Genomic DNA, 16235 nt, shown 5'->3' on the forward strand with positions numbered 1-16235 from the left:
GACCGGGGACGATGTGGACGCGATGATTCGCACGCTGCGCCCCGGTCGGGTCGTTGCGTGAGAACCAGCGGTCTTGCCGGAGGCGGACGTGGTCCGCGTCGCGCGCGCCATGATCGGTCGATCAAGTGTGTTGACGCGTGCTCCGGCGCATTTCGTCGCCGGTCGGCTACTCCCCGATGGAGCGGGCGCAAGGGTACGGCAGGCGCGTGGCTGTGCGCAAGCGCGTGCTTCACCGCAGGTTCCGTGCGGCGCATGCATACTGGCCGGCGGTTCCGCATCGGGAGACATCACTATGGAATATCGTCGTCTTGGCCGCACCGGTCTGAAACTCTCCGCGCTTTCCTACGGCGCCTGGGTCACCTTCGGCCGCCAGGTGGGGCGCAAGCAGGCCGTCGAGCTGCTGGCGATGGCTCGCGACTACGGCGTCAACTTCTTCGACAACGCCGAAACCTATGCCGCCGGCGATGCCGAGCGCGTCATGGGCAAGGCGCTGAAGGACCTGGACTGGCCGCGTGACAGTTACTGCGTGTCGAGCAAGGTCTATTTCGGCGCGGTCGAGGACCCGGCACCGACGCAGCGCGGCCTGTCGCGCAAGCATGTGCGCGAAGCCTGCGATCAGGCCCTGAAGCGGCTCAAGGTCGATTACCTGGACCTGTATTTCTGCCATCGCCCGGATGAAGACACGCCGGTCGAGGAGACCGTGTTCGCCATGGACACGCTGATCCGCCAGGGCAAGGTGCTGTACTGGGGTACGTCCGAGTGGCCGGCCGAGCGTATCCGCGAAGCGCACGAGATCGCCCGGACGCATCATCTGCATGGGCCGAGCATGGAGCAGCCGCAGTACAACCTCCTGCATCGCGAACGCGTGGAGAAGGAATACGCGCCGCTGTACGACGACTTCGGCATGGGCACCACGATCTGGTCGCCGCTGGCTTCGGGCCTGCTGACCGGCAAGTACCGCGACGGCGTGCCCGACGATTCGCGCCTGAATCTTCCCGGCTACGAGTGGCTGCGCGAGGCCGTGATGGAGGATCCGGATCGTCTGCGCAAGGCCAACGCCGTGGCCGATCTCGCCGAGGAGCTGGGCATCGCTCCGGCGCAGTTCGCGCTGGCCTGGTGCCTGAAGAATCCGCATGTGTCGACGGTGATGCTGGGCGCCAGCAAGCCCGCCCAGCTGGAGGAGAATCTCAAGGCGCTGGCGCAGGTCGAGCGGATCGATGCCTCGGTCATGCAGCGCGTGGACGACATCCTGGGCTGAGTCGAGGGCGGATGGCTTGACTATCAAATGAGAATCATTACTATTTGTAGCGAATGCCCAACGGAGAATTTCGGTGTCGCTGCACAAGCCTTCCAACACATCCGTTTCGCCGCGTGCGACACGACTCGCCTCGTCGCCGGTCGTGCAGCGCGTGGCCAGCCGCCGCCTGCTCGACGGCGCGCGCGAGTTGGTCATCGAGCATCAAGGCAGCGAATATCACTTGCGCGTGACGCGCAATGACAAGCTGATCCTGACGAAGTAGTCCGAATGCACACGCCGGCCAGTCCGGCGTGTGCGCGTTTCCGCGCCAGCCAGGCACGCTCCCCATGCCGCGCCAGCCAGCGATGCACATGCTGCGCCGGAGGGAGCATGCCTGTTTTTGACGAAGACTTTTCCGCAGCGGATGTCGGACGCTGCATGCTGGCGGACACATGGCGTTCGGCCGTGTCGGTCGAGCCGGCCGCGGTCCGCACACAGTATGCATCTGCAGATGCGTGCGCGGGTGCGCTGTCAGCCTTGCCGTCGCTGGGCGCGGTGCTGTGTCATGTCGTCGATGCTGTGCCGCCGGGGGCCGCGTGTGCGTCACGACGGCTCTGGGCTGCGCATCCCTGGTTGGCCGCGATGTCGTCGACGGTTGCGGTTGACGGGTATGCGCACGTGGATCAGAACGGCCCATGTGAGTGGCTCGAATGTCGACAGGCATCCGGGCGGAGCTGGATGCGCATCGTGCTGCTTCCGGACAGTGACTACTGCGCCTGGGACGCCTTGCTGCACGGGAGTGCACGATCGAACGAGTCGTCCGTCGCGACGACGATGTGCGCGACACGCGCGGCATGGATGCGGGGACTGCGAGGTGGTGGGCACGGGCGCGTCGCGGTGGTGCGCTTCCGGCTACATATCTGGGCTGGCCAATCGTGGTTGAGCATGATCGACGCGCCCGTGTCGAGGCTGGGGCGGGTGTGCGCCGAACAGCGGGCGCGGCAGTGGCACCTGGGCGAGCCCGGATCGTGTCGCGTCGCGCCATGAAAGCGAACGAGGCCGCGCAGGCGGCCTCGTTCGGTGATTCGCATATGTTGCTGTAGGTCAGCTCGACGGCGGTGTGGGCGGCGCCGGCGGCGCAGGCGGAGCGGGAGGCACCGAAGCCGGCGGCGGGGGCGGCGGAACGGGCGGCGCCGGTGGCGGAACAGGCGGAGGTGGCGGCAACGGCGGCAGGATGGCGTCGATCGAAGGCGCTTTCATCGTAATGTTGAGTGTGCGCCCATGCCGACGCAGTGCCAGCTTGAGCGGACCTTCGCCCTTGTGTTCATGCACGGCGCGGGTCACGTCCTCGGGATCGTCGATCGCGCTGCCGTCGACACGCGTGATGACGTCACCGGCTTTCAGGCCCGGATAGCGCTCGGCATCGGTGGACAGCACCAGTGCGCCTTTCTCGGTGCCGAAGTAGCGACCGAGATCCTTGTTCAGCGAGGTCAGATTGAGGCCCCAGAAGGGGGTGCCGAAGAACAGCATCTTCTTGCTGCGCAGCTTGCCAAGTTTGTCGTGGGCGCGGATGACGATGCGTTCGACGTCGACATCGCCCGGCCCCTTGTCGTGCCAGTGGATGTCGTGCATCGCCAGCGCGCGCTGCCAGTCCGGGCTGTCATGGCGCTGCGCAGTGACGTGAACAGTGCGCAGATTGCCGTCGCGATCGAGCTTCAGCTTCACTTTCTGCCCGACCTTGAGGTTCTGCAGCAGTTCGAGACGGGAGGCGTGGGAGCCGGAGCCGTTGTTTGCCACAGCGGATTTGCCATCGACGGCGACGATCATGTCGCCGGCCTTGATGCCGGCTTTCTCGGCGGACGAGCCGGGCGTGATCGCGGCGACCTTCAGGCCCTTGTCGGTCGGCATCATGACCAGGCCGAGCATGCCGCGGTCCGGATCGGCCATGAAGCGATAGGCGTAGACCTTGGGGTCGTCGGCGTGCATGCGCACGGCGAGCTTGCCCATGCGCTCACCCAGTTCTTCCATGCGCTTCTGCAGATGCTGGAATTCCTTCTGCAGCTTGGCCTGTTCGGCGGGACTGGGTGTCGAGGGCGGCGGTGCGGCCTGGACCGCGAAAGCGGCCAGCAGCAACGCAGTAATACAGAGAATGCGTCGGTACATGAGGTGTCTCCTCGGGGTCACAGTTGAATGGCTGCGCTGCGGCTTTCGGCCATGGCGCGTTGATCGGAGACCGGCGACTGGCTGACGCGCAGCATCGCCAGGTCCTGGAGCAGGTTCACGCGCTGCTGCCACAGCGCCTTGCGTGCGGGCGTGTCGCCGGGTGCGGAAAGTTGCAGATCGACCAGACCGATGCGGTCCTGCAGATCCACTGCACGTGCCAGAGCGATTCCTTGCAGCGGTGCGCCGTGGGTGCGCAGTTCGCTCAGCCATTGCTCCATGCGCATGGAGCGATGCTGCAGGGTGGCTACGGTCGGCATGGCGGTGTGCGCCGTTGCCGGGTTTTGCATCGGTGTGGATACGTGTGTCTGCGTTTGCAGGGGGGCGCGGTCAGGCGATGTCGCGTCGTGCAGAACGGGCATGCCCAGTGCGAGCAGCAGGCTGGCGGCTGCAGCCAGCGGAAGAATGCGGCGCAACCGCCGGCGACTGCGTCGGCGCGAGACGGCGCGTGCATGGATGCGCGACCAGGTCTCGCTGTCGGGGGCATGCTCGGGCAATTGCGACAGCGCTTCGCGGAGGCGGTCCGGCCCGGCGTCGTGCTGGTTGTGGGGAGGGAACATGTTCATGATGCGTTGCCCGCGGCGTTGATCAGGCAGGGCGAATAGCCCGGTTCGGGTTGCAGAAGTTCACGCAGGCGTTGCGTGCCGCGCGCCACCTGCGACTTGGAAAAGCTCACCGTACGGCCGAATTGTTCGGCGATCTCGACATGGGTGTAACCCTCGACGTGGTAGAGCCACAGCACGGCGCGCGCGGTGTCCGGCAGTTCGGCCAGGGCGCGTTCGAGCGTCGGCGCGTCGGCGTGTATCCAGGGAGCGGGCGCATGGTCGACGAAGGCGTCTTCTTCGAAGGGGGCGTCCGCGAAACGGCCGCGTTTGCGCAGCACCATCAGTGCTTCGTTGATGACCAGCCGCCGCAACCAGCCCCAGAAAGGCGCATCGCCGCGGAACTGTCCGACTCGCTCGAAGGCCTTGAGCATGGCGTCCTGCAGTACTTCCTGTGCACTCTCGCGTTGCCCGGTCAGGCGTAACGCGAGGGTGAACGCAGGGCGTTCGAATCGGCGATAGATCTGCTCGAACGCATCCAGGTCTCCCGCGCGGAAGCGGTCGATGAGGGTGTCGGGCAGGTCCTGCCGGAATGTCGAGTTCGGGTTCACGTCTTACATGATGCGCCAGGAACAGAAAGGGTCGCACCCGTCTCCGGCGTACGCCGCGAATGCTCGCCGATAGTGTCCGGTCAGTGTCCGCGGACACTTTTCGGTAGGGGCGCTGGCTTCTTCCATTCTCATGGAAAACATGTGGTTAGCTGGTCTGGCCGGGGTTGGCACGGGGCTTGCAGACAATTCACCTGAACGCGCCTTTCATGCGCAGGGGATTGCTACATGATTCGAGATACATCCGCGCAGGACCAATTGATCGAGGTCCATCCCAAACGTCGTCGCCTGGTTCTGATCGGAATCGGGGTCGCAGTGATCGTGGTGATCGGACTGCTGGTGCCGAGCCTGAAGCACATGCTTTCGGCCTCGAGCTCGGTCAGCGCGTCACGGCTGTCGTTTGCCACCGTGCAGCGGGGTGCGTTCGTCAACGACATTGCCGCCGACGGTCGCGTGGTCGCTGCTGTCCGCCCGACGCTGTACGCCAACTCACCGGGCATGGTTGCGTTGAAGGTGCACGCCGGTGACACGGTCAAGCGCGGTCAGGTGCTGGCGACGATCGACAGCCCCGAGCTGAAGAACAAGCTGGCACAGGAGAAATCGAATCTGGATGCCATGGAAGTCGATTACGAGCGCGCCAAGATCGATGCGCGCAAGCAGCGTGGCCAGCTCGAGCAGAATGTGGAGACGGCGCGGATCGATGTGCAGAGCGCTGATCGCGATTTCAAGCGTTATCAAGAGGCGTTCAAGAACGGAGCGTTCACGCGCTCGGACGTTGATCATGCCAAGGATTCGTTAGAGAAGGCGCAGATCAAGCTCAAGCATGCGCAGAGCGATCTCAGCCTCAATCGCGACAGTCTTGGTTTCGACGTCAAGGCCAAGAAACTCGCGCACGACCGACAGGCATTGCTGGTCCAGGATCTCGAACGTCGGGTCGGAGAACTCAATGTGCGTTCGCCGGTGAACGGTCAGATCGGCCAGCTGTTCGTGGCACCGCGCGCCACTGTGGCCAAGGATGCCAAATTGCTCAGCGTGATCGATCTGTCGGCACTCGAGGTCGAGGTGAAGGTGCCAGAGAGCTTCGCTCGGGATCTCGGTGTCGGCATGCCGGCGCGCATCAGCGGCAACGGAAACGCCTGGAACGGTCAGGTGAGCGCCATCTCACCGGAGGTCGTCAATGGCGAGGTGGCTGCGCGGGTACGTTTCGAGGGCGCCAAGCCCGAGCACCTGCGCCAGAACCAGCGTCTGTCGGTGCGCATCGTGCTGGACAAGCGCGACAACGTGCTGACGGTAGCGCGCGGTTCCTTCGTTGACGAATCCGGCGGTCGCTACGCCTATGTGGTGCACGACGGCATCGCGGTGAAGACGCCGATCCGCGTCGGCGCCAGCTCCATCGACAAAGTCGAGATCCTGCAGGGCCTGAAGGTCGGCGACAAGGTGGTGATCTCGGGCACCGACAACTTCAACGGCGCCGCGCGCGTGGCGATCAGCGATTGATCGTCATGCGCTCCGTTCCGGATTCGGCGAAGAGTTTTTAAGGAACATGTACCTGTATCCACCCGTTCTGCGCAACATCGTGACGGAATACCTCTGAGTCATCCGTGCCACCTGAACGGGCGGCGTTCTTTTCCACGCACGAAAACGATTCATTCATTCCAACCAAGGAAGTCCACCATGCTGAAGATGACCCACCTGTCCAAGGTCTATCGCACCGAAGTCGTGGAGACCTACGCGCTTCGCGATTTCAACATCGACGTGAAGGAAGGCGAGTTCGTCGCCGTCACCGGCCCGTCCGGTTCCGGCAAGACCACCTTCCTGACCATCGCCGGTCTGCTGGAGACGTTCACCGGCGGTGAGTACATGCTCGACGGCGTCGATGTCAGCGGCCTCAATGACAATGCGCGCTCGAAGATCCGCAACGAGAAGATCGGCTTCATCTTCCAGGCGTTCAACCTGATTCCCGATCTCAACGTGTTCGACAACGTGGAAGTGCCGCTGCGCTATCGCGGCATGAAGGCGGCCGAGCGCAAGCAGCGCATCATGGATGCGCTGGAACGCGTGGGTCTGGCCTCGCGCCTGAAGCACTATCCGGCCGAACTGTCCGGCGGTCAGCAGCAGCGTGTCGCCATCGCCCGTGCCCTGGCAGGCAGCCCGCGCTTGCTGCTGGCCGATGAACCGACCGGCAACCTCGACACGCAGATGGCGCGCGGCGTCATGGAACTGCTCGAGGATATCCATCGCGAGGGCGCGACCATCGTCATGGTGACCCATGATCCGGAACTGGCGGCACGCGCCCAGCGCAACGTGCACATCATCGACGGCCAGGAAGTGGATATCGCAGAAGAGCCGCGGTTCCAGGCAGAACAGGCCGCTTCCTCGCACGGCTGATCACCCGTCCCTTGTTGTCGATCTTCATCTTTGCCGGAGCTCTTCGATGCTTGCCTACTACCTGAGACTCGGAGTGCGCAGTCTGCGCCGCAACCCGATGCTGACCCTGCTGATGGTGTTGGCGGTCGGTTTCGGCGTTGCGGCGTCGATGACCACTTATGCGGTGTTCCGCGCGGTGTCGGGAAATCCGATTCCCGACAAGTCTGCGAAACTGTTCAAGCCGCAGATCGACAACTGGGGGCATGCGAACGGGCGGACTAGCGATGATCCTCCTAATGCCATGGACTACACCGACGCCATGGCGCTGATGAAGACGAGCAAGGCCTCGATGCAGACCGTGTCGTACCCGGTCGGTCTATCCGTGATTCCCGCTGATCCAAAGGCCAAGCCGTTCGACGTGACCGGCTATGCGACCTACGCCGATTTCTTCCCGATGTTCGAAGTGCCGTTCGAGTTCGGTGGCGCCTGGCCGGCATCCGACGACGCGCAGCACGCACCCGTCGCGGTGATCAGCGAGAAGGTCAATCAGCGGCTGTTCGGCGGCGCCAACAGCGTCGGCCGCAGCATCGACATCGAGGGTCATCGCTATCGGATCGCCGGCGTCACGCGGACGTGGAACCCCCAGCCGCGTTTCTTCGACGTGAACAACACAGGCGGATTCGCACCCGATCCGCCCGAGATATGGATTCCCTTCACGCGCGCAGTGGATCTGCAGATTCCGACGTGGGGCAACAACAACTGCAACGTCAATGTGTCACCGGGCTGGAAGGGCTGGCTGTACTCGGAGTGCGTGTGGCTGTCGTACTGGGTCGAACTCCCCGATGCCGCCGCTGCAGCGCGCTACAAGAATTACCTGCACGCCTATGCCGCACAGCAGCAGCAGGCCGGTCGGTTCGACTGGCCGCCTAACGTGCGCCTGCACAACGTGACGGAGTGGCTTGCGGACCAGCATGTGGTGCCGCAGGAATCGCAGGTGTCTCTGTTCGTCGCACTGGGATTCCTGGTGGTGTGCCTGGTCAACACCATCGGTCTGCTGCTGGCCAAGTTCATGCGCCGTGCACCGGAGATCGGTGTGCGACGTGCGCTGGGAGCTTCGCGCGGCGAAGTCTATCGCCAGTTCCTCGCCGAGGCGGCCATGGTCGGTGTCGCCGGTGGCGTGCTGGGGCTTCTTCTTACGGCGTGCGGAGTGCTCGGAATCGGCATGGTGTTCGATCCGGATATCGCGAGACTGGCACGGGTGGATGTGACGCTGGTTGTACTGACCTTGCTGGTGGCGGTGTTTGCCACCGTGATCGCCGCTTTCTATCCGACCTGGCGCGCCGCGCGTGTGCAGCCTGCGTGGCAACTGAAATCCAATTGAGCGGGGGAGACACGACCATGCAAATCAAGCCCATTCTCTCCGCGCTGCGCCATCACAAGGCCGGCACGATTCTGATCGCAGTGCAGATCGCGCTCACCCTGGCCATCGTCTGCAACGCGCTGTTCATCATCCAGCAGCGCGTCACCAAGCTGTCCCGCAGCAGCGGTGTCGACGAAGCGCATCTGATCCGCATCCAGAACCAGTGGGTTGGCGCCGACGACAAGGATATCGGTCCGCTGATGAAGGCGGATCTGGATACGTTGCGTCGTTTGCCGGGCGTGGTCGATGCCTACGCCACCAATACGACCCCGCTGAGCAACGGCGGCTGGTCCACGGGCATGAGTCTGAAGCCGGACGGCAAGGGCAAGCGAGCGCATACGGCGATCTATTTTGCCGATACCCACACGCTGGACACCCTGGGTCTGAAGCTGGTTGCGGGCCGCAATTTCCGCGTCAGCGAAGTGGGGCCTCACATGTCGCACGATTCGCTGGATCCGCCTCAGGTCATCGTTACCCGTGCAATGGCGAACAAGCTGTTCCCGGGTGAGCCTGCAGTCGGCAAGCGTGTCTACCTGGGCAACAAGCCCAGCATCATCATCGGGGTCGTGGCACGTCTGCAGGTGCCTTGGGTCGGTGGCTGGGCTTCGAACTGGGAAGGCAGCTCCACACTGGTTCCGAAACAGTTGATGACGGGGGGCACCAACTTCGTCGTGCGCGTGAAGGACGGCCAGCTCGACAAGGTTCTGCGCGCCGCGCCGGCGGCCTTGATGGCATCGGACCGCATGCGCGTGATCCCCGACGACCACGGCGTCATGACATTCACACAGATGCGTCAGGATGCCTACAAGCGCGATCGTGGTATGGCCATCCTGATGGGGGTGATCTGCTTTGTGCTGCTGGGCATCACTGCGGCCGGCATCGTCGGTCTGACCAGTTTCTGGGTTGGTCAGCGCCGCAAGCAGATCGGCGTGCGACGCGCGCTGGGCGCCACGAAGCACGACATTCTCAGCTATTTCCTCACCGAGAACCTGCTGATCGGCGTCACCGGCGTGGTGATGGGTGTGCTGCTGGCCGTGGGCGTGAACCAGTGGCTGATGCAGGCGTTCGAGATGCAGCGCATTTCATGGCTGTGGGTCGCAGGCGGTGTGATCGTGCTGTTGCTTCTGGGGCAGGCCGCGGTACTCGCGCCGGCGATGCGCGCCTCGCGCGTGCCGCCGGTGGTAGCAACGCGCACCGTGTGACGACAAGAACTCAAGGGAAACGATGTTCTTTTACTACTTACAGCTGGCGATTCGCAGTTTCAGGCGCAACCGGGCGCTCACCCTGTTGATGGTGTTGACCCTGGGGCTGGGCATCGGCGCATCGATCACGACGCTGACCGTGCTGAAGCTGCTTTCGGGCGACCCGCTCCCGACGCGCAGCGTGCATCTGTTCACGCCCGTCATCAACCCGTGGCCGGCGGGCAGCACCGGAACGGTCGAGCAGATGCCCCGATGGTGGGGCGACATGATGTCGTACACGGATGCGATGAGCCTCATGCATGCGCGAAAGGCCAAACGGCAAGCCGTGACGACCCTGACCAAGGCCAGGATCGCACCGACGAAGCCGGGAGCTTTTCCTTTTTTCGGCGGAGGTGTCCTGACCACGCCAGACTTCTTCGCCATGTTCGATGTGCCGTTCGCGTACGGTGGCGGCTGGAGTGCGCAGGACGGCGAGAATCGGGCTCGCGTCGTGGTGATCTCCAGCGCGCTCAATAACAGGTTGTTCGCAGGTCGGGACAGCGTAGGCAAGATGTTGCGTGTCAACGATCACGAGTACCGCATCATCGGTGTGCTGAAACCCTGGGCCCCGCAGCCGCGCTTCTACGCATTGAATTTCGGCGACACCTATGGCGACGGTGATGCCGTGTACCTGCCTTTGCAGTCGGCCCGTGCCAACCATATGTTGCCTACCAACTACAGCTGCTGGGGACCGGCCAACACGGCGCACATGGAAACGTCGCCGTGCGCCTGGGTCAATCTGTGGGTGGAGTTCGAGCATGCCGCCGATGCCCGCGCCTACAAACAGTTCCTCAAGCATTACGTACAGCAGCAGATGGCTCTGGGCCGGCTGCATCAACCCAGAGTTTGGCTCTACAGCCTGACGGGCTTCCTCGATCGCGAGCAGGTGGTGCCCAGTGATCTGCGTCTGCAGACCAACCTGGCTTTCGGATTCTTGCTGATCTGCATCGTCAACACCGTGGGGCTGCTGCTGGCGAAGTGTCTGTGGCGTTCGCGCGAAATCGGTGTGCGCCGTGCCATGGGGGCCATGCGTCGCATGATCTTCGCGCAGTACATGGTCGAATCGGCCATCGTCGGCATTACCGGAGGCGTGCTGGGGCTCGTCTTCGCCGAGCTTGGGCTGCTGGCGATCCGGCATCAGCCCGCATCCTATGCGCACCTGGCGCACCTCGATCCATCCATGTTCGCCGCAACGTTCGCGGTCGCACTGGTCGCCAGCCTCATCGCTGGACTGCTTCCTGCATGGCGTGCCTGCGTGGTGGTGCCGGCTCCGCAGTTGAAATCGATATGAGAGGCGCGTTTATGGACATCGCTCCGATCTTCGCCAGTCTGCATAAGCACAGGACACCGGTTGCACTGATCGTGCTCGAAATTGCCCTGGCGTGTGCGGTGTTCTGCAACGCCGTGTTCATCATCGGCCAGCGTGTCGCCGAACTCGGCATGTCCAATGCCATCGCTGAAAGCCACCTGGTGGTGATCAGCGTGAACGGCAGCAATCCGGATACGGCTCGCGCCGATATTCCTCGCAATCTGGCCGCGCTGCGCGGGATTCCCGGAGTCACCGGCGCCGCGGTCATGACGTCCATACCATTCGGTCAGAGCGCGGGCGTCGACGGTGTCTCCACGGGACCGGACAGCCAAGTGCATCCCGGCGCGTCCCGCTACATGCTGGGTGAGGGTGGTCCGCGCGTGCTCGGCCTGAGGTTGCTCGAAGGACGCTTTTTCGGCCCTGGCGAATATGCCGACAGCACGCTGCTGGGCGGCATGATGCCGAACGGACATGCCGTGATCGTCACGCAGTCGCTCGCGCAGCGGCTGTGGCCCGCGGGGCATGCGCTGGGACAGCAGCTCTGGGTGGGAAGCGAAAATCACTACGCCGTCATCGGTGTCACTGCCGATGTCGCCCGTCCTGGCAGCAGTTCGATCGGGCGGGGTTCCGCGCACTATGCGGTCTTTTTCCCCCTGGCTCCGGATCCGGCGTTCACGCAATACGTGGTGCGCAGCGCGCCGCAAAATCGTCAGCGCGTGCTGCATGCCGCCGAGGCGAAGCTGCACACGCTGGCGCCCAACATGGTGATCAAGGGGCAGACCTTCACGGACATCCGCGACCATGCATTCACCGCCACGCGCTCGATGGTGTGGATCCTGGTGATGGTGTGTCTGGTGATGCTGGCGGTCACGGCGTTCGGCATCGTTGGGTTGAGCAGTTTCTGGGTCCGGCAGCGGCGCCGACAGATCGGCATCCGCCGAGCCATCGGCGCCACCAGGGCGAACATCCTGCGCTATTTCCAGACGGAGAATTTCTTGATCGTCACATTCGGTATCACGCTGGGCATGGCGCTGGCCTGGGGCGTCAACCTTTACTTGATGAAGCACTACGAATTGCCGCGCCTGCCGTGGCATTACCTGCCCGCTGGTGCGCTGGCGCTGTGGCTAATCGGGCAGCTGGCCGTGCTCGGTCCCGCACTGCACGCGGCGCGGGTGCCGCCGGTCGTGGCGACGCGAGCGGCCTGAGGGAGTCCAAGGATCGATGCCTATGAACGAGATGACCTTTCGACGCATGATTTTGCCGCTTCGCACCGTCGGCGTGCCCTGCCTGCGCGTCAGCGTGAGACCGCTACCTGCCGCGAACACGGCACTGGGCGAACCGGTTTCCGGCGAGGATGAAAAGCGCGCGGATCCCGCGGGTGTCCAGGCGAAGAACCACGCAGGGAAGGGTGGTGCGAACGGTCCGGGGGACGCCGGATGATGGCTTATTACGTTGCCCTGGCCCTGCGCAGTCTGAAGCGCAACAAGATTCTGACTGCGCTGATGGTGCTGGCTATCGCAGTCGGTATCGGCGCGTCCATGACCATGCTGACTGTGCTGCATGTGTTGTCGGGCAATCCGATTCCGCATAAGAGTGAAAAGCTTTACCACGTGCAGATCGATCCGCGTGGCACTTACGGATACCGTCCCGGCATGGAGCCGCCGAACCAGGTGACCTGGATGGACGGGATGAATCTCTTGCAGGCAGGCAAGGCGGATAACCAGGCGCTGATGACGGGCGGCTTACTGGCGGTCAAGGCGGAGTCCTCCATGCTCGATCCGTTTTTTGAGCCGGCGCGCTACACCACCTCCGGGTTCTTCCCGATGTTCGATGTTCCGTTTCAGTACGGGCATGCCTGGGGCGCCCGCGATGACCAGGGCGCTGCGCGTGTCGCGGTCATCAGTCATGCGCTGAACGAGAAATTGTTCGGCGGCAAGGACAGTGTGGGGCACGTGCTGCGGCTGGGTGGTCAAACCTTCCAGATCGTCGGGGTGCTCGGCGACTGGCGACCCAACCCGCATTTCTATGATCTGAACAGTACGAGCTACAACGGGAACGAGGGTATCTACATTCCGCTTTCCACCTCACAGGAAGCGCATTTCCGGCACAACGGCAGCACCACTTGCTGGGGCAGCGGGGCCGACGGAAAGGACATGACCCGCAACACCCGTTGCGCATGGCTGCAATTCTGGGTGCAGTTGAATACGCCGGCCAACGCCAACGCGTACCGGCAATTCCTGGTCCATTATTCGCAGCAGCAGAAAGCGCTGGGACGTTTTCAGCGTCCACCGGGCGTTCGTCTGCGCAATGTCATGCAGTGGCTGCGCTACAACCAGGTGGTCCCCGCGAACGTGCGTCTGCAGACCTGGCTGGCGTTCGGCTTTCTGCTGGTGTGCCTCATCAACACCGTTGGCCTGATGCTGGCCAAGTTCATGCGCCGGCAAGGCGAATTGAGCGTGCGGCGTGCCATGGGGGCTTCCCGGCGGACCCTGTTTACGCAATTGCTCGTGGAGTCCGGTGTGGTCGGTCTGGCCGGCGGGGCTGGCGGATTGCTGCTGGCGATGCTCGGGTTGTGGCTGGTGCGCCATCGTCCCGCGAATTACGCCTCGCTGGCGCATCTGGATGCCTCCATGTTGCTGGTCACATTCCTGTTGGCCATTTGGGCCAGTCTGCTGGCCGGTCTGCTTCCTGCATGGCGAGCTTGCTACATCGCTCCCGCTTCGATGCTGAAGAGTTCATGACATGATTATTCAGCCGATTCTTTCCACGCTTCGTCGCCACAAGGTGGTGACGATCCTGCTGATCCTGGAAATCGCGTTGACGTGCGCGATCGTCTGCAACGCGGTGTTCCTGATCGCGCAGAACCTGCAACAGATGAATATGCCGACCGGCATCGCGGAGCATCAACTCGTGCAGGTCGTGATGGCGAATGTCGGTGAACGTTCGGATGCCCAGGCGCGCGCGCAGACCGATCTGGAGGCACTGCGCAAGATTCCCGGTGTCACGCAGGTGGCGCTGGTGGACAAGGTGCCCTTTGGCATGAGTGGCAACAATGGCAGCATCAAGCTCAAGCCCGGGCAGCCGCAGCCTTCGATGAATGCGGGCCTGTATTTCGGCAGGAATCTGCTGTCGACATTCGGCGTTCAGCTCATTGCCGGCCGTGATTTCCGGGCCGACGAGTTCGTCGATCTGCATCAGGCCGAAAAGGGGTTGAACGAAGGCAATCCCCGGGACTTACCGCATGTCGTGATTATCACGAAGGCGATGGCGCAGCGGTTGTGGCCGGGACAGAGCGCACTTGGGAAAACGATCTACATCGGTGCGGATATCCCGCTGCGGGTGATCGGCGTCCTGGCACGATTGACGCGGCCGGACAGCTTCCAGAGAGGGGCCGCCCTCAGCTTTGTCCTGCCCATCAATGAGATCGGGCGCGAGACTTCAAGCTACATGATCCGCAGCGCGCCTCGAGATCGCGAACGTGTGCTGCGTGATGCGGTGGCCCGGCTCAAGCAGATCGATCCGAATCGCGTAGTGCTGGAACAGCGAACCTACGATCAGGTTCGCCAGGATTATTTCCAGGACGATCGTGCGATGGCGAGCACGCTGGTGGGTGTCTGTCTGGCCCTGCTGGTCGTCACGGCACTAGGTATCGGAGGTCTGGCCAGCTTCTGGGTCGCGCAGCGGCGCCGCACCATCGGTGTGCGTCGCGCGCTGGGCGCCACACGTGGCGACATCCTGCATTACTTCATGACAGAAAACTTCCTGATTGTCGGTTTCGGCATCGGACTCGGTGTGGTGCTGACCTACGGCCTGAGTCTGATACTGATGCAGCATTACGCGCTGCCGAGACTGCCGTTTTTCTACGTGCCAATGGGCGCGGTGACCTTGTGGTGTATCGGCCAATTGGCCGTGTTGGGGCCGGCCACGCGGGCGGCGGCGGTTCCGCCCGTAGTGGCCACGCGTTCGGTGTGATGACCGAGAGAGAGTGATTCATGTTTGCCTACTATTTCGATTTGGCATTGCGCAGCCTCAAGCGCAACAAAATGCTCACGGCGCTGATGGTGTTGGCGATCGCACTCGGCATCGGTGCGTCGATGACCACGCTGACCGTGCTGCACGTACTGTCCGGTGACCCGTTGCCGGGCAAGAGCGCAAAGCTCTATTACCCGCAGCTCGATCCGCGCGACAAGACCGACTTCCGCCCAGGGCAGGAGCCTCCGAAGCAGGTCAGCTGGATGGACGGCATGAACCTGCTCAAGGCCGGTCGGGCGGATCGGCAGGCGCTGATGGCGGGCGGGGCGGTGGCCATCGAGCCGCCCGACCCGGCGATCGCACCCTTCTTCGAGGACGCGCGCCTCACGACCCGCGATTTCTTCGCCATGTTCGACGTGCCGTTCTTGTACGGCCATGTCTGGAGCAAGGTCGACGACGGGAACGATGCCCGCAAGGTCGTGCTTTCGCGAAGGATCAACGAAAAGCTGTTCGGCGGTGCAGATAGCACCGGCAAGATCTTGCGCATGGGCGGCAAGGATTTCCGCGTCGTCGGCGTGATCGACAGCTGGCGGCCGACGCCGCACTTCTATGACCTGATGACCGGCGACTATTCCGAGAGCGAGGGCGTGTACCTGCCGCTGCTCACGGGGATCGACATGAAGCTGCCGTTCAACGGTTCGCGCGATTGCTGGGGCAACGACACGAATGTCGATCAGAAGACTGCGCAATGCACCTGGCTTCAATTCTGGGTGCAATTGGATACGCCGGCGAAGGCTGCTGCCTACCGACAGTTCCTGGTCAACTATTCGCGCCAGCAGAAATCGCTGGGTATCTACCAGCGCGACCCGAACGTGCATCTGCGCAACCTGATGCAATGGCTGGACTACAACCATGTCGTGCCGTCGGACGTGCATCTGCAGTTCTGGCTGGCCATGGGCTTCCTGATCGTGTGTCTGGTCAATACAGTCGGTCTGATGCTGGCCAAGTTCCTGCGTCGCGCCTCGGAACTCGGTGTGCGCCGCGCGCTTGGAGCATCCCGACGTTCGGTGTTCGCGCAGTTGCTGGTCGAGGCTGGCACGGTGGGACTGGTCGGCGGCATTGGCGGCCTGCTGCTTGCCCTGCTCGGACTGTGGTTCGTGCGCATGCAGCCCTCGGATTACGCCGCGCTCGCCCACCTGGATCTACCGATGTTCCTGGCGACTTTCCTGTTTGCCATCGGCGCGACGCTGGTGGCCGGTTTGTTGCCGGCCTGGCGCGCCTGTTTGATCACTCCCGCCCTGCAGTTGAAGAGCAATTGA

General features: G+C 63.3%; 16 protein-coding genes and 1 riboswitch. Of the genes, 13 read left to right on the plus strand and 3 right to left on the minus strand.

All coding sequences use genetic code 11. From position 1 onward, the window contains the following. Positions 1–79: 79 nt before the first annotated feature. Positions 80–193: riboswitch (yybP-ykoY riboswitch) on the minus strand. A 99-nt stretch (positions 194–292) separates the two neighbouring features. From BTJ49_RS06110 to BTJ49_RS15465, 3 genes are all read left to right on the plus strand, one after another. Beyond that, positions 293–1258: an aldo/keto reductase gene (locus BTJ49_RS06110; RefSeq protein WP_113064452.1), complete on the plus strand. Its 966-nt coding sequence runs from the start codon at positions 293–295 to the stop codon at positions 1256–1258. A 73-nt stretch (positions 1259–1331) separates the two neighbouring features. After that, positions 1332–1520, plus strand: a complete 189-nt coding sequence (locus BTJ49_RS06115) for a hemin uptake protein HemP (protein ID WP_240601747.1) — start codon at positions 1332–1334, stop codon at positions 1518–1520. A 107-nt stretch (positions 1521–1627) separates the two neighbouring features. Further along, positions 1628–2284 (plus strand): hypothetical protein, encoded by a 657-nt coding sequence (locus BTJ49_RS15465; protein ID WP_146742289.1) that lies wholly within the window; start codon positions 1628–1630, stop codon positions 2282–2284. A gap of 57 nt (positions 2285–2341) precedes the next feature. Here the strand turns inward: BTJ49_RS15465 and BTJ49_RS06125 are convergent, their stop codons facing one another. Genes BTJ49_RS06125 through BTJ49_RS06130 form a run of 3 tightly spaced genes read right to left on the minus strand, consistent with a single transcriptional unit; the run spans position 2342 to position 4610 of the window. Beyond that, positions 2342–3400 (minus strand): PDZ domain-containing protein, encoded by a 1059-nt coding sequence (locus BTJ49_RS06125; protein ID WP_168184684.1) that lies wholly within the window; start codon positions 3398–3400, stop codon positions 2342–2344. Between the two features lie 17 nt (positions 3401–3417). Further along, entirely contained in the window at positions 3418–4017 is a 600-nt protein-coding gene (locus tag BTJ49_RS15730) for a hypothetical protein (protein ID WP_168184685.1), read from the minus strand. Positions 4018–4019: 2 nt separating this feature from the next. Next, the gene (locus BTJ49_RS06130; protein WP_113064456.1) at positions 4020–4610 is read right to left on the minus strand and encodes a sigma-70 family RNA polymerase sigma factor; all 591 of its coding nucleotides are present in this window, start codon (positions 4608–4610) and stop codon (positions 4020–4022) included. A 225-nt stretch (positions 4611–4835) separates the two neighbouring features. On the opposite strand from BTJ49_RS06130, the gene BTJ49_RS06135 reads away from it, so the two are divergent. The 10 genes from BTJ49_RS06135 (at position 4836) to BTJ49_RS06180 (ending at position 16235) form a co-directional block, all read left to right on the plus strand. After that, on the plus strand, positions 4836–6104 hold the full coding sequence (locus BTJ49_RS06135; protein WP_113064457.1) for an HlyD family efflux transporter periplasmic adaptor subunit: 1269 nt from the start codon (positions 4836–4838) through the stop codon (positions 6102–6104). Between the two features lie 177 nt (positions 6105–6281). Beyond that, on the plus strand, positions 6282–6995 hold the full coding sequence (locus tag BTJ49_RS06140; protein ID WP_113064458.1) for an ABC transporter ATP-binding protein: 714 nt from the start codon (positions 6282–6284) through the stop codon (positions 6993–6995). 46 nt (positions 6996–7041) lie between these two features. Continuing rightward, positions 7042–8355, plus strand: coding sequence for an ABC transporter permease (locus BTJ49_RS06145; RefSeq protein ID WP_113064459.1), 1314 nt, complete (start codon positions 7042–7044; stop codon positions 8353–8355). Between the two features lie 17 nt (positions 8356–8372). Further along, positions 8373–9596, plus strand: coding sequence for an FtsX-like permease family protein (locus BTJ49_RS06150; protein ID WP_113064460.1), 1224 nt, complete (start codon positions 8373–8375; stop codon positions 9594–9596). A gap of 22 nt (positions 9597–9618) precedes the next feature. Next, entirely contained in the window at positions 9619–10926 is a 1308-nt protein-coding gene (locus tag BTJ49_RS06155; RefSeq protein ID WP_113064461.1) for an ABC transporter permease, read from the plus strand. 11 nt (positions 10927–10937) lie between these two features. Beyond that, the gene (locus BTJ49_RS06160; protein WP_113064462.1) at positions 10938–12149 is read left to right on the plus strand and encodes an FtsX-like permease family protein; all 1212 of its coding nucleotides are present in this window, start codon (positions 10938–10940) and stop codon (positions 12147–12149) included. 22 nt (positions 12150–12171) lie between these two features. Continuing rightward, positions 12172–12384 (plus strand): hypothetical protein, encoded by a 213-nt coding sequence (locus BTJ49_RS06165; RefSeq protein WP_113064463.1) that lies wholly within the window; start codon positions 12172–12174, stop codon positions 12382–12384. Beyond that, the gene (locus BTJ49_RS06170) at positions 12381–13685 is read left to right on the plus strand and encodes an ABC transporter permease (protein ID WP_113064464.1); all 1305 of its coding nucleotides are present in this window, start codon (positions 12381–12383) and stop codon (positions 13683–13685) included. The genes BTJ49_RS06165 and BTJ49_RS06170 overlap by 4 nt, the downstream gene beginning before the upstream one ends. Before the next feature lie 46 nt (positions 13686–13731). Next, the gene (locus BTJ49_RS06175; RefSeq protein ID WP_343125520.1) at positions 13732–14916 is read left to right on the plus strand and encodes an FtsX-like permease family protein; all 1185 of its coding nucleotides are present in this window, start codon (positions 13732–13734) and stop codon (positions 14914–14916) included. 20 nt (positions 14917–14936) lie between these two features. After that, positions 14937–16235 carry an FtsX-like permease family protein gene (locus BTJ49_RS06180; protein WP_113064466.1) on the plus strand — a complete coding sequence of 433 codons (1299 nt, stop codon included), beginning with the start codon at positions 14937–14939 and terminating at the stop codon, positions 16233–16235.

Source organism: Oleiagrimonas sp. MCCC 1A03011, assembly GCF_003267965.1.
GTDB lineage: Bacteria > Pseudomonadota > Gammaproteobacteria > Xanthomonadales > Rhodanobacteraceae > Oleiagrimonas > Oleiagrimonas citrea.